The sequence below is a fragment of the Amycolatopsis sp. NPDC101161 genome (assembly GCF_044768185.1).
Classification (GTDB): domain Bacteria; phylum Actinomycetota; class Actinomycetes; order Mycobacteriales; family Pseudonocardiaceae; genus Amycolatopsis.
In genome coordinates this window covers 1,634,701-1,652,634 of record NZ_JBIWPI010000001.1, presented here as the reverse complement: position 1 = coordinate 1,652,634, position 17,934 = coordinate 1,634,701, and the positions used below count along the sequence as shown (strand labels likewise).

The 17,934-nt window shown below is 73.8% G+C and carries 16 protein-coding genes; all 16 read right to left on the bottom strand.

Annotation, left to right across the window (positions count from 1 at the left end; genetic code table 11):
* Position 1: 1 nt before the first annotated feature.
* Genes ACIRSS_RS08120 through ACIRSS_RS08045 form a run of 16 tightly spaced genes read right to left on the bottom strand, consistent with a single transcriptional unit; the run spans position 2 to position 17,924 of the window.
* On the bottom strand, positions 2 to 1,624 hold the full coding sequence (locus ACIRSS_RS08120) for a hypothetical protein (protein WP_400892040.1): 1,623 nt from the start codon (positions 1,622 to 1,624) through the stop codon (positions 2 to 4).
* Complete coding sequence (locus tag ACIRSS_RS08115) at positions 1,621 to 2,148, bottom strand: hypothetical protein (protein WP_400892037.1); 528 nt, start codon at positions 2,146 to 2,148, stop codon at positions 1,621 to 1,623. Before ACIRSS_RS08115 ends, ACIRSS_RS08120 begins: the two co-directional genes overlap by 4 nt.
* Positions 2,149 to 2,150: 2 nt before the next feature.
* Positions 2,151 to 3,287 (bottom strand): hypothetical protein, encoded by a 1,137-nt coding sequence (locus ACIRSS_RS08110; protein WP_400892034.1) that lies wholly within the window; start codon positions 3,285 to 3,287, stop codon positions 2,151 to 2,153.
* On the bottom strand, positions 3,284 to 5,269 hold the full coding sequence (locus ACIRSS_RS08105; protein ID WP_400892031.1) for a hypothetical protein: 1,986 nt from the start codon (positions 5,267 to 5,269) through the stop codon (positions 3,284 to 3,286). Before ACIRSS_RS08105 ends, ACIRSS_RS08110 begins: the two co-directional genes overlap by 4 nt.
* The gene (locus tag ACIRSS_RS08100) at positions 5,266 to 6,465 is read right to left on the bottom strand and encodes a hypothetical protein (protein WP_400892028.1); all 1,200 of its coding nucleotides are present in this window, start codon (positions 6,463 to 6,465) and stop codon (positions 5,266 to 5,268) included. Before ACIRSS_RS08100 ends, ACIRSS_RS08105 begins: the two co-directional genes overlap by 4 nt.
* 15 nt (positions 6,466 to 6,480) lie before the next feature.
* Positions 6,481 to 8,397 (bottom strand): phage tail protein I, encoded by a 1,917-nt coding sequence (locus ACIRSS_RS08095; RefSeq protein ID WP_400892025.1) that lies wholly within the window; start codon positions 8,395 to 8,397, stop codon positions 6,481 to 6,483.
* Positions 8,394 to 10,433: a putative baseplate assembly protein gene (locus ACIRSS_RS08090; RefSeq protein WP_400892023.1), complete on the bottom strand. Its 2,040-nt coding sequence runs from the start codon at positions 10,431 to 10,433 to the stop codon at positions 8,394 to 8,396. The genes ACIRSS_RS08095 and ACIRSS_RS08090 overlap by 4 nt, the downstream gene beginning before the upstream one ends.
* A 55-nt stretch (positions 10,434 to 10,488) precedes the next feature.
* Positions 10,489 to 12,381, bottom strand: a complete 1,893-nt coding sequence (locus ACIRSS_RS08085; protein WP_400892021.1) for a baseplate J/gp47 family protein — start codon at positions 12,379 to 12,381, stop codon at positions 10,489 to 10,491.
* Positions 12,378 to 12,782 carry a GPW/gp25 family protein gene (locus ACIRSS_RS08080; protein WP_400892018.1) on the bottom strand — a complete coding sequence of 135 codons (405 nt, stop codon included), beginning with the start codon at positions 12,780 to 12,782 and terminating at the stop codon, positions 12,378 to 12,380. Before ACIRSS_RS08080 ends, ACIRSS_RS08085 begins: the two co-directional genes overlap by 4 nt.
* Entirely contained in the window at positions 12,779 to 13,411 is a 633-nt protein-coding gene (locus ACIRSS_RS08075; RefSeq protein WP_400892016.1) for a phage baseplate assembly protein V, read from the bottom strand. The genes ACIRSS_RS08080 and ACIRSS_RS08075 overlap by 4 nt, the downstream gene beginning before the upstream one ends.
* Complete coding sequence (locus ACIRSS_RS08070; RefSeq protein WP_400892013.1) at positions 13,408 to 14,601, bottom strand: phage late control D family protein; 1,194 nt, start codon at positions 14,599 to 14,601, stop codon at positions 13,408 to 13,410. The genes ACIRSS_RS08075 and ACIRSS_RS08070 overlap by 4 nt, the downstream gene beginning before the upstream one ends.
* 13 nt (positions 14,602 to 14,614) lie before the next feature.
* On the bottom strand, positions 14,615 to 15,283 hold the full coding sequence (locus ACIRSS_RS08065) for a LysM peptidoglycan-binding domain-containing protein (protein ID WP_400892010.1): 669 nt from the start codon (positions 15,281 to 15,283) through the stop codon (positions 14,615 to 14,617).
* On the bottom strand, positions 15,280 to 15,468 hold the full coding sequence (locus ACIRSS_RS08060; protein ID WP_400892009.1) for a putative phage tail protein: 189 nt from the start codon (positions 15,466 to 15,468) through the stop codon (positions 15,280 to 15,282). The genes ACIRSS_RS08065 and ACIRSS_RS08060 overlap by 4 nt, the downstream gene beginning before the upstream one ends.
* A gap of 28 nt (positions 15,469 to 15,496) precedes the next feature.
* Positions 15,497 to 15,997: a phage tail protein gene (locus ACIRSS_RS08055; RefSeq protein WP_400892006.1), complete on the bottom strand. Its 501-nt coding sequence runs from the start codon at positions 15,995 to 15,997 to the stop codon at positions 15,497 to 15,499.
* Positions 15,994 to 17,466 carry a phage tail sheath subtilisin-like domain-containing protein gene (locus ACIRSS_RS08050; protein ID WP_400892004.1) on the bottom strand — a complete coding sequence of 491 codons (1,473 nt, stop codon included), beginning with the start codon at positions 17,464 to 17,466 and terminating at the stop codon, positions 15,994 to 15,996. The genes ACIRSS_RS08055 and ACIRSS_RS08050 overlap by 4 nt, the downstream gene beginning before the upstream one ends.
* Positions 17,466 to 17,924: a phage tail protein gene (locus tag ACIRSS_RS08045; RefSeq protein ID WP_400892002.1), complete on the bottom strand. Its 459-nt coding sequence runs from the start codon at positions 17,922 to 17,924 to the stop codon at positions 17,466 to 17,468. The genes ACIRSS_RS08050 and ACIRSS_RS08045 overlap by 1 nt, the downstream gene beginning before the upstream one ends.
* Positions 17,925 to 17,934 lie beyond the last annotated feature (10 nt).

Here is a 17,934-nt window from a genome sequence, read left to right as displayed (position 1 = left end):
GTCAGCCACCGGAGAAGGTCAGGGTCCGGCCACCGAGCCAGACGACGTCGGGCACGTCGGCGAGGGCGCCTCCTTGCCACAGGTCCGTGTGGCGGCGGCCCAGCGGGATCTTCACCCGCACCGCGTCACGGGTGAACCGGACGGACGCCTCCAGGTCGGCGAACCTCGTCAAGGCCGGCACCGGGGTGTCGCCGCCCCACAGCTGCCCGGCGATCATGCCCAGTGCCAGGGACGCCGCCAGCGCGACGCTGCGGTCGAGGGCGCGGTCCGCCGCCAGCGGCACGGCCCGGTGCTCGACGAACAGCGTGCGGACCAGGTCGTCGACGCGTTCGGCGGACAGGTCCGCGGCCAGCCGGGGTTCGACGCCGCCGGTCGTCCACAGTGGAGTGCGCCACCGCAGGCGGGTCAGCGGGTCGTCGCGCAGCGGGCGCGCGTCGGTGATGAACCGGACGCCCGCCGCGGCCAGGTCGCGCAGGCACGTCGGCGGCCACGGTCCGGCCCGGACCAGCACCGGCGGCCGACCGCAGGCTTCCCAGTGCGGCAGCAGCCCGTCCACTGTGGACGCCCACGCCACCGGGAACAGGCCCTGGCCGTCGAGGAGCAGCAGGCCGTCGTCCACGCCCGCGACGAGCAGCGGGCCGGCGGAGTCGTGGCCGCGGCACAGCGACAGCGCAAGCACGCCGTCCAGCACCGGCAGGGCGGGAGCCACCCGGCGGGCGAACGCGGTCAGGTCCGGCACCGACTCCAGACCGGCGAACGCGGCCGCCGCGACGTCGTCTTCGGGGTCCCGGCGCCAGCCCCGCTGGGGCGCGCCCAGCACCTGGTACGCCAGGGCCGCGGCGAACAGCGGGGTCTCCGCGGCCAGGTCCACACCGGACAGAGCCGGGCCGATCGCGTCCAGGTAGCCGGTCCGCGCCAGCGGCCCGGCCAGCAGGAACGGCAGCACCGAGCCGACTCGCGTCTCCCCCGCCGGCCGCGGCGAGACGGTGACGCCTTCGGACGGCCTTTCGCCGACGGTCGCTCCCCGCGAGGCCAGCCCGTCGAGTTCCGCACGGGTGGCCGGAGACGACCGGCGAGCCAGTTCCCGTACCAGTTCGTCCATCGGTCCGCCGATGTCGTCCGCGACGAACGAACCAGTACGTTCGCCACGGGCGGCGAGCAGCGCCGCCAGGTACGTCCGCACGGTCTCCTCGGGCAACAAGGCGAGCAACGCACCGAGTTCACCCCGCACGGCGAGTTCACCGAACAACGAGGCGGCCGTCGGGTCCGCGACCTCCGCGGCGACGCCCACTTCAGGGTCCGAGTCCACTGTGGACGAGACCGCAACCGGTTCGGGCCGCGGACCCCCGTCCGAGACGGGTTCGACGGCGAGACCGGCCGGCACCAGCCCGCCTCCCCCGCCCGCGGACAACCGGACGGACAGCCGCACCGGCCCGGTGATCTCCAGATCCGGCCCGTCACCGGTCAGGTACTCGTCGAACTCCGCGGCCAGCAGCTCCGGCAGCGCGTCCAGCACCCGCTGCACCAGGCCGCGGGGATCGGGCCCCCAGCTCCACCCACCCCGCCGGACCACGTGCACCACGCACTGCCGCACGGTGATCTCGCCGGTGGTGGGCGCGCTCACGGCTTCCCGACCTTCTCCAGCCGGCCCACCCAGCCGGGGACCAGGACCAGCACGCCGTGCGGGTCGTCGTCGACGGCCGTCGGGAGGGTCGTGGACGTGTCGCCCTTGTTGATCTGCCCGGGCAGCACGGTCGTCGCCCGGCCGGCGGAAATGAACACCCGCACGACGGTGTCGGCACCGACCGGGTTGTCGACCTCGACGCGCAAGCCGTTGTCCTTGAACACCAGCGGCTTGCTCGACTCCACCAGCGGCACGAGCGCGGGTTTCGGCGGCTGGCCCGGGAGCACCGGCTCGACCCCGAACGCGAGCGGGTCGAGGAACACGCCCGGCTCGTCGTCGGCTTCCTGGACACCCAGCTCGCCGGCATCCAGGGTGAGCGTCGCGACCTCCTCCGGGAGGAGCGAGACGCGCACCGGCAGCGCGTCACCGGCCACCTCGGCCACGGTCGGCAACGCGGCGCCGATCGCCCGGACCGCGCCGACGACGTGGCCGGTCTTCTTCACGTACACCACGAAGAGGCTCATGGTCAGCCACCACCACCCGTCGCCGCGACCGTTGCCAGGACCAGGAAGTCGACCACGCCCGGCTGTTCGAAGACCTGCGCCGGGGACGCCGTGGGGTCGTAGACCCGGATCCGGCACCGCACCCGCCGCGCACCGTCCACAGTGGCCTCGGCCGGGCTGGTCAGCGCCGACCCGGTCGCCGTCGGCGGGATCCGCGGGGTCACGTGGACGTGCAGCGACACCCGGCCGTCGGCGACCTCCTCCGGCGTCACGCCGGAGGGCAGCGGCAGCACCACGCCGTCGGTCGCGCTGCCCGACGTCGCCAGCACGCTGCCCGCGGAGATCCGGCCGGAGAAGCTCCCGGCGATGGTGAGGTTGCCGTTGGGCTCCACCGTCAGCAGCGGGTCGACGGCGCCGGTTCCCTTGTACAGCCCGTAGACCAGCGTCGGGGCGTCCGATCCGGACAGCACCAGCGCCGGTTTCCCCTCCTGCGCGGCAGGCCGCGTCCGCAGCGTGAGGGTGCCGGACCGGGCCGACACGGTGTCCGCGCGCACCCCGACGTACCGCGGGCCGACGCCCCGGGCCGCCGGGAACACCGCCGTGAAGTGCCCGGTGGTCCACTGGACGAAGCCCAGCAGTACCAGCCACTGCGCCGGCGGGGCGGCCGGGGCCGCGTTCACCGCGGGCGGCTGCTGGTCGGCCACCAGCCGTTCGTCGCCCAGCCGCCGGAAGAGGAGCTGGTAGGACTCCTCCACGCGCGTCGGCCCGGACGAGCCGGCGCAGGACGCGGGGCCGGTGGCCGGCTGGGCCCGGTCGGCGGCGGTCAGGAACACCGGGTACGGCTCGGTCGTCGGCCGGTCGGCGCCGTTGACGGCCGCGAAGTCCGCCTCCGACAGCACGACCGGCGCCGGCACCACGATCTCGCGGCCGGTCCCGTCGACCGCCAGGCCGGCCTGCACGCTCACCTCGACGTACCGGGCGCCCGTCGCCGGGTCGGTCCGGTTCTCCGTCGTCAGGGCGAGCCCGTCGGCGATGCCCCAGTCGTGCGCCAGGCGGGCGTGCCGGGCCGCCGCCGCGCGGGCGTACCCGACGGTCGCCGCGAGGTCCGCGGCGGCGAGGACCTGACCCTCGCGGAACTCCGGGCGCAGTGGACCGGTCACGACGACTCACCCGACCGCGGCTTGCGCGCCGAGCCACTGCCGCGGCTCGACGTCGACCGGGTCCGCCGGGGCGGCGGCTTCGGCTTCTCCTCGTCCTCCTCCGGAGCGGCTTCCGCTTCCGGCGCGTTCTCCAGCTCCGAGAGCCGGTCGGACAGCCGGTCCGGCAGCTCGTCCCGCACCTGCGAAACCTGTTCCCGCGCGGAATCCAGCTGTCCGCGCAGCGCCTCGACGGTCGCGATCAGGTCGCTCACCTGCCCCCGCAGCGCGTTCATCTCCTGCAGGCTGTCGGTCACCTCGTCCGGCACCGTGTACACCTGCTCGTGGATCGGCTTCGGCGGCGTCTCGCCCGGCGCGGGCCGGACCAGCAGGCTCCACATCCGGTCGAGGTCGGTGTCGCGGGGCCAGCGGGCCAGCAGGCCGGCCACGTAGGCCGCGGGCACCAGGCCCTCCGCCGGTGGTGTCGGTTTCCGGTACACCGGCGGCGGCTGGCAGCACACGCGCTCGGCCAGCTCGCGCAGCCGGTAGAGCTTCGGCAGCCACTCGCCGTACGCGGAGCCGCCCGGCAGCACCTGCTCCCGCGTCGCCGAGCAGACGCGCACGACGTCGCAGCCGTCCAGCTCCAGGTGCGCGAGCAGCACGTCGTTGTCGGAGCAGTCGACGCACGGCGGGTTCAGCGTCGAGCAGGCGGCGTCGGTGACGAACCGCTGCAAGTGCCGGGTGAGCTTGCCGGCGGCGTCGACGAGCTGGTCCAGGTCGGTCATCGTCAGGCGCTGCGCGGGGTCCGGGTCGGGGGTGGGCAGCGGCTGCGGCACCGCCACCTGCCGCACCTGGTCCCGCAGCGTGCAGTCCGCGACGCCGGGCACCCGGTCGAGGCGGCCCAGCAGCCATTCCCGGAGCTGGACCAGGTCGGACCGGAACTCGGCCTGCAGGACGTTGCTGATCGGCGTGCCCTGCGCCAGCAGGCGGACCTCGAGCGGCGCGTCGTGCGCCGGCTCGACGACCCGGGCCCGGGCTTCCGCCACGACCGCGACGGCGATCGAGCGGTGCACCGGCTCGGGCCACATCTTCTCCGCGTCGAGGCCGCCCAGCCGGTCGCACGCCGCCCCGAGGACCTGCCGGGCGGCGCCGACGTCGCCGAGCCCCAGCCCCGGCTGCCCCTCGGCGTCGTAGGTGTCGTACCGGGCGAGCGTGCCGGCCACGGCGCGGACGCGCTCGGTCATCTCGGCGACGACCGGCGGTGTCAGCGGCACTTCGGCGTTGTCCTGCAGCCACTTGAGCGAGTCCTCGTACCGGGTCCGGTCGGCCGGCGCGAGCTCGATCGTCCGGGTCGACGCGGCCCCGGCGAGCGACATCGCGTCCAGGTAGAACCCGAGCCGCTGGGCGCGCAGGCGCACGGCCTCGTACTTGGCCAGCGGGCCGATCCGCTCCAGCAGCCGCGTGCCGGGGTTGTAGCGGTGGTCGTCGGCGGTGTCGCACTTGACGACGAACCGGAAGCCCTCCTGGACGCGCGACGGGACGCACCCCGGCGTCGGGCACGGCTCCTCGGTGGCGAACGGCGTCACCGGGTCGGCCATGCTCTCCTCGTACCGGACGTACAGCCCGTAGTGGCGCGAGCCGTCGTCGCACGGGTCGCCGCAGTCGGCCCCCGGCGAGGACACCCGCAGCTCGCGCACGAGCGCTTGCACGTCGACCTTCTCCTTGCAGGACAGCACGATGTCGTTGCCGCAGCAGTCCAGGGCGTGCCCCGGGTGCACGAGGACCGTCCCGCCCGCGCACGAGTCGCAGGACACCTCCAGGCCGCACACGACACCCGGACCGGACAGCATCCGGTTGTGCAGCCGGTCCTTCCCGGCGACGTAGCCGGTCAGCAGGGACAGGTCGTCCTCGGTGAGCAGCTGGCCCGCGAAGAACCGCGGCCGGACGAACGCGGCCGGGAAGGCCGACGTCCCGCCGCACCCGCAGCCGCAATCAGGCTTGCTCATGAACGCTCCTCGGTGATGAAGAACCAGCTCTCGAAGACGTCGCCGCCCGCGCCGGTGCCCGACGTCCACGGCCCGATGCCCGACGGCGGCACCAAGCAGCCCGTCGGGTCGGGCTCGGGCTCCGGGTCGTGGCCGTGGCCGGTCTCGGTCTCGGCGTCGGCCGTCGCCGCGCCGGTGAACGGGACGCGGCCGCCGACGTTGGTGCCGTCGACCGGGCGGCAGCAGCGGTCGAGCAGGAACGCCGCGCGGACCGTCACCAGCACGCGGTCGCCGTCCTGCAGCGTCTCGCGGGTCGTCTGCCGGTAGCGGAAGTGCCGGGTGAACTCGCCGTCCTTCTCGGTCGGCTCCTCGAACTTCCCGCCCATGTACCAGGTGTCGGCGTTGCGGCCGGCGCCGCCTTCGATCACCTGGATGTCCACCACCCCGCGGCGCAGGCTGTCGACGCGGACGTCGTCGGAGAACTCGACGACCAGCCCGCCCGCGTCCTTGTGCGTGCCGAGCAGCTCCTTGGCTTCGTCGACCGTGTAGGTGTGGCCGTGGCGCCAGTTGATCCCGGTGATCACGGTCGGCACGTGCCGGCCGAAGAACCGGCGGACGTTCGGGTGGAGCTGGTCTTCGCGAACGGGCCGGCCGAAGTCGACGTCGTCGATCCGCGCCACCCACAGGATCTTGTGCTCGCACGGGGTGCAGCAGGTCTCGCAGCGCTCGTCCTTCGGCGGCGTCTTGGTGGTGACCCGGACGCAGTAGCTCTCTTCGGTGTAGCCGAATTCGCAGTCGGAGGTATCCGCGCAGGCGGAGTTGAACACGGTCCGGGTCGGCTCGACCGCGCGTTCGGTGTACTCGACACCGACCCACACCGTCGTGCCGCCGGTGCGCTCGTCCTCGTGCAGGGCCTCCCACAGGTCGATCGCGCAGCCGCCGGGCACCACCACCTCGTTGCCTTCGCAGTCGACGCCGAGCCCGGCGGTGATGCGCACCCGGGCCTGGTGTTCGTGCTTTTCCTTGTCATCGGCCGGCGCTGCGGGCTCGACGAGCAGCCCGCACACCACGCCGTAGCCGAGCAGGCAGCGCATCCGCAGCTTCAGCTTCTCGCGGAAGTACTCCTGCTCGCGCTGGAAGTCGCGGGCGGTGAGCAGCTGCCCGTGGAAGTACCGCAGCCGGCGGAAGGGCTGTTCCTGTGTCGTTGCCTCGGTCATCTCTCTTCTGTCCTCTCAAGACACTCGCGTGTGGACCCCGACCGCGGACACCACGCCGACGCCCACGCCGTGGCGGGCACCCCGTGGCCCGGGTCTCAGTACTCCGTCGTGGTTCAAGCGCGCCCCGCCGACCACCGGCGGCGGCAGCGGGACGAACGCGGTGTCCACCCCGACCGTCGACCGCGTGCCGACCACGAACCCCGTCCCGCCGACGCGCACCGAACCCCGCGTGTGCGCGGGCGCCTGCCGGACGACCAGGCGCCGCACCGCGTCCTCGTCGGCCGCGCCGGCCGGCAGCAGGACCCGGAACCGGTGGGCGTGCTCGGTGAGGGGGTCGGTGTCCGGGTCGCCGAACGCCCGCAGCGGCGCCCCGCCCAGCGTCGAGGTGCCGAGCCGCAGCCGCGCCGACGAGCGGCCGAACAGCCGCACCGAGCCGAGGCCGCGGGCCGACGGCGGCGCCGCGGTCGCGCGCACCTGCGCCCAGTGGCGGTCGCCGGCCAGCTCGTCGACCACCGGCGTGACGCCGAAGACGATCTCGATCGCTTCCTTCAGGGCACAGGGAGTGCCGCGCCGCCGGTACAGCGCGGGCGCTGCCTTGATCAGCTTCCGGCGCGTTTCCGCGTCCCAGCCCGCCTCGAACGTCAGGCCGAGCAACCCGGCCAGCCACGGCAGCGCGCCGTCCGGCACGCCCGCCGGGTCGAGCAGCGCCGGGTAGCGTTCGATGACCCGGTCGATGTCGGCCGTGGTGGCGTCGAACAGCGACAGGAACCGCTCGGTGAAGTCGTCCGCCGCCGGGTCCTGCCGGAACGCGGCGGGCAGCAGGTCCGCGCTGGTGGAACGCGGGAAGTCGAGCCGGATCCGGTGCAGCGCCGGCGTCGCCGATGAGTCGCCGGACAGCCCCACCCGGGCCGTGAGGTAGCGACCCGGGGGCTGGTCGACGAGGAAGTCGGTGACGCCGGCGGGCGCGGTCTGCCAGTCGCTCGCGGCGAACTTGCCGTCCTCAGACACGACGACCGCCACGGACACCGCCGTGCCCGCCGGCACGTCGGCCTCGACCCGCACCCGGTGCCAGCGGCAGCGCGAGATCCCGCTGTCGATCCGGTGGGTGCTGAACTTGCCCTCGGTCGCGAACACCCCCGACGCCGGCGCCGGTTCGTCACGCGGCTCGCCGTCCCAGTCGTAGCAGGTGGTGACGTCGCCGTCGGGCCTCTTCTCCCGCAGGCAGAAGCCGTTGTCGTCCGCGCTGATGAGCGAGCTGGGCGGCAGCGCGGCGGCCAGTTCGTCCATAGTGGACTCTTTGCCGTCGCGGTAGACGTGGAAGCGGTCGCCTTCCTCGGTGAGCAGCCAGATCGTGCGGCCCGGTCCGGTGCGGATCCCGATGATCTCGCCGCGGACGTGGGTCCGGATGACCTCGCACAGCCGCCCGTCAGGGCCGTACCGCCGAAGCAGGTTGCTACCGGCGCAGGCCACGAGCACCTGCTCGTCCTGCGCGAGCGCGACGACAGTGGCGTGCCGCAGCCGGATCACCGCGGTCAGGTGGTCGCCTTCGTTGCGCCACACGAAGACCCGGCCCGAGTCGACGACGGCGATGCGGTGCCCGCGCGCGGCCACCGCCGTCGGCGCGTGGAGCAGCCGGGGGTCGCAGTAGGGAGCCCAGACGGGCAGCCAGCCGCCGGCGCAGGTGTCGCGGCGCAGCAACCGCTCGCCGGAGAGCAAGTACCAGCCGCACGGGCCGCAGCCGGGCGCCAGCCGCGGGTCGGGGAACCACGGCAGCAGCTGCGTCCGCGTCGGGCCGTCCGGCGACGAGCCGGCGTAGGCGAGCCGGACGCCGGTCGCGTCCTCGAACCCGACGACGTTCGCCACCGCGTCCTGGTCCCACCCGACGACGTCGTCGAGGAGCCGGAACGTGACGGTGGCCGGGGTACAGGTCATGGGGACTCCTCCACCGGGATCAGCAGCGGGCGCTCCGGCCACACCAGGTCGTCCGGCGGGATCGCGTGGTCGGCGCACGGCGGCAGCCGCAGCCCGTCGGCCGTGAGCGACAGCCCGGACACCGCCCGGACGCCGTCCACGGACAGCAGCCGGCGCACGAGCGGGGTGTGCCGCACGGCGCCGCCGAACGGCCAGCCGCCGCCGTCCTCCCCGCCGCGCAGCGGGTCGAGGTACGTGGTCACCGCGTCGGCGGCCCGCGCGAGGACGGCGGCCCGGTCCTGGTCCGCGTCGAGCACGATCCGGGCCTCGACGGCGAGCCGGTGGAACGCGACCGGGCCGGTGACGACCGTGATGCCGGCGGGCGCGACCTCGCGGGTGAGGTAGCCGGCCACCGCGCGCAGGGTTTCGGCGGCCGGCACGGGCGGCTCGGTGGCGCCCGGGTCGATCGGCGGCACCACGAGGACACCGACGACCCCGGGGATGGGCGTGCCGGCGAAGTCCGGGTGCAGGCCGGGCACGCCGTGCGCGCGGGCGATCGCGGCGCCGGGCGCGCGCAGGGCGAGCAGGCCGTAGTCCGCGGGGGCGACGGCGCGGCCGCGGGAGCGCAGCTCCCCCACCCCGCGCCGGACGACGTCCGCGTCCGGTTCGGCGTCGGCGCCGCCGGTCGCCGGGAAGGGGTTGGTCACGCCGGTCACGAACGGCCGCGCGGTGATGACGCCGTTGACGGCACCTGCCGCCACCGCACCCGCCGCACCGCCGCCGACGCGGTACCGCACGGCCCGGACGTTGCGGAAGCCCGGCGGCACGGGCGCGCCGTTGACGCCGTCGCCGAAGGTGACGATCCCGGTGTCGTAGTCGACGACGAACACGCGGTCGTCCGGCCCGTACGCGGCGAGGCTCGGTACTTCCCGCCACCGCGACGCGTTCTCTTCGACGGTACCGAAAAGGTCGGTGCCCGGGTCGTCGTCGACCTCGATCACGACGGTGCCGGCGAGGATCGGGACCTGGCTCAGCCGCAGCTGCCGGCGCTGCGACGGCGTCGCCGGGTCCTGGATCGGTTCCAGGGGCTCGGCGAAGATCGTGCGGGCGGCGGTGGCGGCCACCGTGTTCAGCCGCAGGCCCGACACGAGCGGCGGCGCGACCGTGACGAGGCCGTCGGTGACCTGCAGCCGCAGCCAGCGCAGCGCCGGGCCGGGCCGCGCGGTCGGCGGCTGCCCGGGGGCCCAGGTGCGCGGCAGCCGCAGCTCGATCGTGCCGCCGGCGCGCAGCCCCCGGGTCTCGTCCCGGACGACTTCGGCGGGGACGAACCGGCCGCCGTCCAGCACGTCCCAGCGCAGCAGCGGCTGGGGTGCGACGGGCAGCGGGGTGAGCCCGCCGGCGGCCGCGGGCGCCGGCGGCGCGGCCGCGATCACGAAACCCAGCGACAGCGCCGGGAACGGGCTCGCGGTGCCGGCGAGGCCCAGCCAGAGGGCGTTGCCGGGCTGCGGTTCGGAGCCGAACGGCGGGAACGGGCGGCCGGGGCCGCTGGGGCCGAGCGGGACCGGTTCGAGCGCGCCGCCCCGCTGCACCGCGAGCACGGCGAGGGTGGCGGGGGTGGCGTAGAGGTCCTGGTCGGTCTCGAAGACGATGTCGCCGTCGGCGCCGGACGCGGCGGCCTGGAAGCCCGCGGGCACGAGGACCGATGAGCCGTCCGGCGGGGTGACGGTGAACTCCAGCAGCGCGGCGGCCGCGGTCGCCGGGCGGCGGCGCACGCCGGCGGTGTTCAGGTGCTCGGCGAGCATCTTCTCCGGCAGCCGGTTGACCCGGGTGAGCACGGGCTCGGCCTGGGTGCCGAAGAGCCGCACGAGCGCGACGCCGGCGTCCTGCCGGTCGGGGTTGGTCCAGTCCGGGGTGTAGCCGGCAATGCGATCGCGCACGGCGGCCCGCACCGCTTCCCGCGTGGCGTCGACGAGTTCCGGCTCCACCCCGGACGGCCCGGGGCCGGGAACGAGACGCGCGTCTTCGCCCGAGTCGCGGGCCCACCAGACGTCGGTCACAGCAAGCCCTCCCCCGGCACGGTGGGGCGGTCGGGCAGTGCTCGGATCCGCTCATTCACAGCAAGCCCTCCCCTGGCTCGACGGCGGGCACCACGTGCGTCCGCACCTCTCGCACCACCGGCAGATCAACAGCGCGCAACTCGACGTCGTCGCACGTCTCCGTCGGGTCGGCGCCGTCGATGCCGATCGCTACTGCCGTCACGTCCGCCAAGTCGCCGAGGGCCTGCTGGGCCGCGCGCAGCAACGCCGAGGGCCGCAGGGCCTCGCCGAACGGCCAGCCCGACTGCTCGTCGCCGCCCACCAGCGGGTCGAGGAACCGGCGCAGCGCGTCACCGACCACTGTGGACACCCTCACCCGGTCGGCCGGGGTGCCGGACAGGTCGACCCGCAACCGCACGTCGCGGTACGCCGGGGCGCGGACGAACACCTCGGCCGTCAACAACCGCGCCGAGGCCAGCCGGTCCGCGACCGCGCGCAGCATGCCCGGGTCCGGTTCCGGGGCGGCCACGGCGCCGGCGGGCACCGACGGGACGATGTGGACGGTGACCGCGCCGGGCACCCGCGCGCACGGGAAGCCCGGGTGCTCGCCGGGTGCGGCGTAGGCCCGGCCGACCGCCACGCCCGGCGTCGTCACCGCCAGCGTGACGAAGTCCTCCGCGGTGACCGCCCGAGTCACCTCGCCGAGCGCGCCCGCGGCCCGGTCGCGGGCCTGGGGCAGGGTCTCCGGGTCCGCGCCGCCGTCGGCCTGGACGAGGTTCGCCGCGCGCACCGGCGCATCCGCCGTCACGGGCAGCCAGTTGCCGGTGACGCCGCCGTTGCCGTCGCGGCCGCCGCCGATCGTGTACTCGACGACCGTGGCGCCGTCCGGACGCGGGATCCGGCCGGTGAGCCCGTCGCCGAACACGAGCGCGCCGTCTTCCCGGTCCAGCAGGAAGATCCGGTCGCGGGAGGTGCCGAAGCCGAAGTCGGGGACCGGGGTCCAGTCCTCGCCGGCGAGCTCCAGTGCCGCGGTGAGCAGCCGGCCGGCCGCGTCGGGCAGCACGAGACGCTGGCCGGGCAGCTTCAGCCACTCACCGGTCTGGTCGGTGAAGCCGGTGGCCGTGCGGTGTTCGAGGTGACGGGCCACCGAGACGTTGACCGCCAGCCGCAGCAGCCGGGGCGCCGACGCGTACGTCGCCGCCGGGGTCGACACCACCAGTCCCTTGTCCACTGTGGACCACTCGGCCGGCAGCCGCAGGCGGACCACCCCGGACCGCCGCAGCCCGCCGGTGCCGTCCTCGACCCCGTCGAACTCACCGGCGGCGTCACCGCTCGGGCGGAACCACGACCAGGTCAGCTCGGCGGGCGGACCGGCTGGGGCCGCGAGCGGCGACCAGGACGGCGGCACCTCCGAGTCCAGCTCGAACAGCACCGACAGCCAGCCGGACGTGGGGTGCGAACCGGCCAGCGGCAGCGTGAACCGGGCCGACGCGGCGGAACCGTCGCTCGCCAGCAGCGGGACGCCGCGCCCGGCCACGAGATCCGCGGTGCGATCCCGGTCGGTGAAGACCGCGACCCGGCCGTCGAGCGGGAACGCGGTGACGTCGTCGTCGAGGCTGAACCGGATGGCCGCGGCGGGGTCGCGGGCGAAGACGGTCCCCGCGGGTACCTCGGCGACGAGGTCGGACTCGGGCGTCAGCGCGAGCACCGTCGACGCCGGCTGCGCGGGCCGCGGCGGGTCCACACCCAGGAGCTTCAGGATCGCCACGACCAGCTCGTCCGGAGCCTGGTCCAGCCAGTAGAGCCGCTGCTCCAGCAGGTACGCGAACAGTTCCAGCAGCGTGACGCCGGGGTCGACGGGCGCGTGCAGCGTCCACGTGCCGTCCGACTCCGCCGGGATGCGGCGGGTGACGGCCGCCATCAGGTCGGCCCAGGTGAGGTCGTCGAGCTTCGGCACGGGCAGCGTCATGGCGTCGGTCCCGTCATCCCGAGGTAGAACGGGAACACCAGGTTGGCCTTGGTGTTGGTGCGCCGGATCCGGTACTCGACCGAGATGGTGACGTGGGATTCGTCGGCCGGCCCGGCTTCGGCCAGCACGCTCGAGAGCTCGACCCGCGGCTCGAAGTCGCGCACCGCGTCGGCGATCGAGCGCTCCAGCTCGCGCAGGTTCTGCACGCTGCCGGGCGCGAACACCGACTCGCTCACCGTGGTGCCGAGCTCCGGCCGCATCACGCGTTCGCCGGTGGCGGTGAGCAGCAGCGCGCGCAGGCAGTGCTCGATGCTCGTCTCGCCGGCGGCGTAGGCGAGCCGGCCGGCCTCGTCGGGCAGGATCGGGAAGCGCCAGCCGGTGCCGAGGAAGGGTTCGGTCACGTCGCCTTCACCTTCTTCGCGAGCACCGACGGCGGCAGCGGCGTCGCTGGGCCGGTGGCACCGCCCGGGGCCGGGTGGGTGTGCTGGACGAACGCCTGCAGCAGCGCGTTGCCGAGCACGACCGGTTCGGTCGAGCCGCCGCCGAGGTCGACGTCGGACGCCTTGACGGTCACCGTCTTCGCCTCGAGGGTGATCTCCCCGCTGTCCTTGAGCACCACCGTCGCGCCGGACGCGGTGCTGATGGTGATCTCCTTCTCCTTGTCGTCGAAGAGGATCCGGTGCCCGGCCTTGGTGCGGATGACCTTCTGGTCGACGCCGCCCTGGTGCGCGACGGGCGGCTTCTTCTTGCCGTTGTAGAGCCCGCCGAGCACGTACGGCTGGCGCATGTCGCCCTGGAAGAACGCGACGAGCACCTCGTCCCCCACCTCGGGCACGAACACCGAGCCGTAGCCGGGGCCCGCGTACAGCTGGCTGACCCGGATCCAGGGGCTGATCGACGCGCCGCCGTCCAGCCAGTAGTACTTGACCTTCACGCGGCCTTCGTCGTCGCCGTCGTTCTGCACGACCTCCGCCGGCGCGACGCCGTAGAAGCGCTGGTCGGTCGCCATGGCCCGGGGCATCGCCGTCATTTCTTCTCCCCCTGGAAGATCTTCCGGCCGGTGAACGTGGTGAAGAAGCCGCTCGAGTTGAGGGCGTGCTCGACGCGCTTGACGAAGTAGGTGCCGGTGAACCGCTTGCCGAGGCCGAAGATCTCCAGGTTGTCCCCCGGCCGCAGCTCCGGCAGCCCGGCCACCCGGCCGGTCGCGGTGATGAACTCGTACGCCCGCTCCCGCAGCAGCGCGATGGCCAGCTCCTTGGCTTCTTCCTGGCTGAGCACCGGCGCGTCGACGACCACCTCCTGCCGCCCGCCCGCCGCGCTGTCCGCCGCCTCCGGCCCGCTCTGCCCGTCGCTCTGGTTCTGCCCGCCGGGCAGGTCGTTCGCGGTCGCGACGTACTCGATCGGCTCGGCCTTCACCGGGTCCCAGCCGTGCACGGTGAGCTTGCTGACCTGGTTGGACACGGTCATCGTCGGCGTGAAGTCGATCAGGTTGGGCACCAGGCCGGCCGGCTGCCCGCTCGGCCCGGTCGCCAGGCCGGGGCTGTAGGCGAGCCGGAACACCCGGATGGGAGCGCTGTCGCGGCCGTCGGTGGGCTTGATGAAGTACAGCGTCTGCTCGCCCGTCTTCGGGTCCGGCAGGATGTAGCAGTCGAAGTCGATCCGCTTCGCCCGTTCGACCAGGAACTGCGCGTCGGACTGGTTCTTCTGCACGACGAGGTCGTGGCGCGGGCCCTCGTGGGTCGTCTTGAACGCCAGCTTGTTGCGCCGGGCGATCTGCTCGGCGATCTCCCAGTCGGTCTTGCCGACGAAGTTCTTGTCCTCTTCCTTGGTGGGCTTGCGGTCCTTGAGCGCGAGCATCCCGTCCACGCAGGTGATCGAGACGGTCGGCGACGCGCCGTCCGGGAACTTCGGCGCGAGCGTGCTGATCGTCCCGGTGCCGACGGTCAGCAGCTGGTCGGCGTAGCCGAGCCGGACGGACACGCGCGTGCCGATCTGCAGCTGCCCCGAGTCGCTGTGCTTGAACTTCAAGGTGACGTCGTCCCAGTTGTTCAGCTCCAGGTCGAAGCCGGACATCTCGTCGAGGTCGCGGTGCACCTTGATGTCGAGGATGTCGTTGCGGGTCGTCGGGTCGGCCTGGAGGCCGTCGATCACCACTTCGAACCCGGGCGCGTAGCGGTCCGGGTCGGCGATCTCGGGGCGGGTGCCCGCGGGCGCGGTCATCGCACACCCCCGCTCACGGCAGCCGGGGCACGGTCAGCACCAGCCCCGGCCGCAGGTCCCGGGGATCGGCGATCCCGTTGGCGCGCGCCAGCTCCCGCCACGCGTCCGGACGCCGGTAGACGGCGGCGGAGATGCGGTCCCACGTGTCGCCGCGGCGCACCACGTAGCTCTTCTCCACCGTCGGCGACGACCGCGGCGGGTCGTTGGCCTGCTCCTTGGCCGGCCGGTACTCCTTCAGCGTGAGGTCGAGCTGGGCCCGCAGCGGCACGCCGTTCTTGGCGAACAGCACGTAGTTGACGTCCAGCTTCTCCACCACGCCCCGGAACACCGTCTTGTCCCAGACGAACCTGACGATCGGCGGCGCGTGCAGCGTGTTCTGCGGCCGCATCAGCTTGCGGATGTTGTCCACATAGGACTTGCGGACGTCGTCGAGCGTGTCGGAGGTGTCCACCAGCGCCTGCACCGACAGCGACTCGCTGCCGCCGCGGATGTACTGGATGGGCGGGGTTTCGAGACCGGGGATGGTGATCTCGGCGAAGGTGTTGGTCTTGCTCAGCTTGTACTCGGTCGGGTTGAACCTCAGCGGGATCCGCTTCGGCACGTCCTGCGGGTTCGCCGGCTGCTCGATCTCCAGGTGCGCGTCGGCGCCCTGGCTGACCAGCGAGAACGGGGTGGTGCTCACCGGCGGCCTCCCGGATCTCCGAGCCTGCGGTCCTCGTCGCTGCGCTCGGCCCGCGCGCACTCGTCTTCGTAGAGCCGTGACCAGGCCTGGATGTGCTTGTTGAACAGGCGGGTGAACAGGGCCCCGTCGTCGCCGTCCACCTGGAACCGCACCTCGAGGTTGTGGATGATCAGGTTCTTGGGCACGCTGCTTCTCCTCAAAGCGCCGTCTCTCCTAGAGAACGGCCGTCAGGCCCTCGTGGGCGATTTCCAGTTGCTCGATCGCGACCGCGTTCTGCTCGGCGTGCAGGTCCGGGCCGGTCCACTTGGCGGCCAGGCCGCCGTGGAAGATCCACGACTTCGCGGGCCGGCCCGCTTCGTCGAGCATGATCACCGCGCCGTCGCGGCGGGCGCCCAGCGAGTCGTGCAGGCCGGTCTCGTACCAGGACCACAGGAGCCGGTCGCGGACCACGCCGCGCTTGAGGGTGATCGGGTTCCACGAGTGGCGCAGCGGCAGCCGGTGCACCGAGTCGTTGCGGCCGCCTTCGGCGTAGGTCACCACCTCCAGCTGCGCCCCCATCCCGGTGACCTCCTGGAAGGCGCCCGCCGCCACGACCGGCAGCAGCTGCGCCTGCGCCGGTGGCAGGTAGACGTCCGCCGCGGCGAGCGTCACGAGGAAGCGGAACTTGCCCAGCGGCTCGTTCACCGCGAGCAGCTGCTCGACCGGGGTGGTCACCGCTCGATCACCTCCAGGCCGCGGTCCTGGCCGAGCACGAGCCGCAGCGCGAGGAACTCCATCGGCACGGCCGGCGCGACGTCGATCTCGCAGACGACCTGCCCGGGGTCCTGCTCCGGCGGGTTGTTGGTCTCGTCGCACACCACGCGGAACGCGTCCTCGGGCCGGGTCCCGGCGAGCGCCCCGGTGCGGAACGCCTCCAGCAGCACCGAGGTGATCGCGCGGACCAGCGACAGCCGCAGCTCCGGCGAGTTCACCTCGAACACCAGCGGCGCGGCGGCCCGCCGGATGGCCCGCACCAGCAGGTGCAGCAGCCGGCGGTGGGCGACGTAGACCCGGCGCGGGTCGGCCGACAGCGTCCGCCCGCCCCACACCACCAGCCCGCGGCCGCGCACGCACCGCACCAGGTCGACGCCTCCCTCGAACAGCCGGACCTGCTGCTCTTCCGGGTATTCGACGTCGAGGTCGACGGCGTCCAGCAGCGTGGCGTTCGCCGGGGTCCAGGCCGGGCCGCGCTCGGCGTCGAGCCGCGCGACCAGCCCGGCGACGTGCCCGGAGGCCGGGACGGTCCGCAGCCCCGGGCCCTCGAGCGACGGCGCCCGCAGCGGCGGGTGGTACACCGCCGCCGCGGCCAGCAGCGCCTCGTCGCCGAAGTCCGCCAGCGCGCCCGCCCAAGCCAGCACTTTGTCCACTGTGGACTTGTCCGGCGGGACGTCCAGCAGCACCAGCCGGTCCAGCAGCGGCGCCACGGCGCCCAGCAGGTCCAGCACCAGGCCGGTGTGGTCGTCGCCGGTCAGGTCGGTGCCGAGGTCCGGCAGGGCCACGAGCGCCGGTTCCGGCAGCTCGGCCTGCGTGGTGACGGCGGCCGCGTAGTCGGCCCGGCTGGGCGGGCTGTCCGTGCCGCCGGTGAGCGTCAGGTCCCACGAGAGCGAGATCGGCGCGTCCGGCGGGATCGGGTCGGTCCCGCCGACCGGGACCACCCGGATCAGCCGGGACGCGGCGACCCGGTCGACGACCTCCCCGGGCGCCAGGCCGGCGAAGATCTCCGCCGGCTCGCCGGGCACGAGCACGCGCACGGTGACCGCCGGCGGTCCGGCGACGCTGCTGGCCCGGTACCGCACGGTGACCCGGCCGCCGTTGGCCCACGCCCCGGGACTGGCGGCCACCACGAGGAAGCCGTCCGTCCACAGTGCACTCGCCGGTTCGGCGGCCCCGGCCACCCGCACCACCCACGCCGTGCGGCCCTCGTTCTCGAAGAACCCGCGCAGCGCGTACGGTGTCGCCGCCGTGCCGTCCGGCGGCCCGAACTCGCCCACGACGTCGTTCCAGCTCTCGACGCGCACGGGCCGGCCGACGGGGCCGCGCCGGGTGCGGCCGAGGAACACGGCCACGTCCGTGCGCAGCGGTTCGTCGTCCGAAGCCGCGCGTTCGAAGGTCAGGGATACGCCGGGAAGCGCCGGGCTGGTCATCACGCGTCGATCACGAAACTCTCGACGGCCAGCACGAGCGTCTCCATGGCGATCTCGTTCTTGGTCGCGTTGAACGACGGTCCGGTGTACTTCGTCGGCCAGGCCCGGTCGAAGTTCCAGCGCATGACCTCCTGGCGGTTCTCGTCGAGCATGACCACCGAGCCGGACGTGCGCCGGACGCGGCCGTCGAGGGCCTCCTTCACCCAGTTCCAGAAGCCGACGTGGCCGGTGACCCCGCGCTTGAACGTCAGCGCGCTCGGGAACTTCTTCAAGCCCACGAGCTTGCGGACGGTGATGTCCTCGCTGCCGGTGCGGTACTCGATCACCGGCAGCTCGATGTCGAACCCGCTGGCTTCGGTGAACGAACCGCTCACCGCTACTCCGTCGTCGCTGACGTTGGTCACGATGACCAGGAAGTTGTACGCGGCATACGGGTCGTCCCGCGTGACAGGTGGCATGTCCGTTGCC

Coding starts and splice junctions, on each gene's coding strand:
- ACIRSS_RS08115 (WP_400892037.1), bottom strand. CDS start 2,148: ATGAGCCTCTTCGTGGTGTACGTGAAGAAGACCGGCCACGTCGTCGGC.
- ACIRSS_RS08105 (WP_400892031.1), bottom strand. CDS start 5,269: ATGAGCAAGCCTGATTGCGGCTGCGGGTGCGGCGGGACGTCGGCCTTC.
- ACIRSS_RS08100 (WP_400892028.1), bottom strand. CDS start 6,465: ATGACCGAGGCAACGACACAGGAACAGCCCTTCCGCCGGCTGCGGTAC.
- ACIRSS_RS08095 (WP_400892025.1), bottom strand. CDS start 8,397: ATGACCTGTACCCCGGCCACCGTCACGTTCCGGCTCCTCGACGACGTC.
- ACIRSS_RS08085 (WP_400892021.1), bottom strand. CDS start 12,381: ATGACGCTGCCCGTGCCGAAGCTCGACGACCTCACCTGGGCCGACCTG.
- ACIRSS_RS08075 (WP_400892016.1), bottom strand. CDS start 13,411: ATGACGGCGATGCCCCGGGCCATGGCGACCGACCAGCGCTTCTACGGC.
- ACIRSS_RS08070 (WP_400892013.1), bottom strand. CDS start 14,601: ATGACCGCGCCCGCGGGCACCCGCCCCGAGATCGCCGACCCGGACCGC.
- ACIRSS_RS08050 (WP_400892004.1), bottom strand. CDS start 17,466: ATGACCAGCCCGGCGCTTCCCGGCGTATCCCTGACCTTCGAACGCGCG.
- ACIRSS_RS08045 (WP_400892002.1), bottom strand. CDS start 17,924: ATGCCACCTGTCACGCGGGACGACCCGTATGCCGCGTACAACTTCCTG.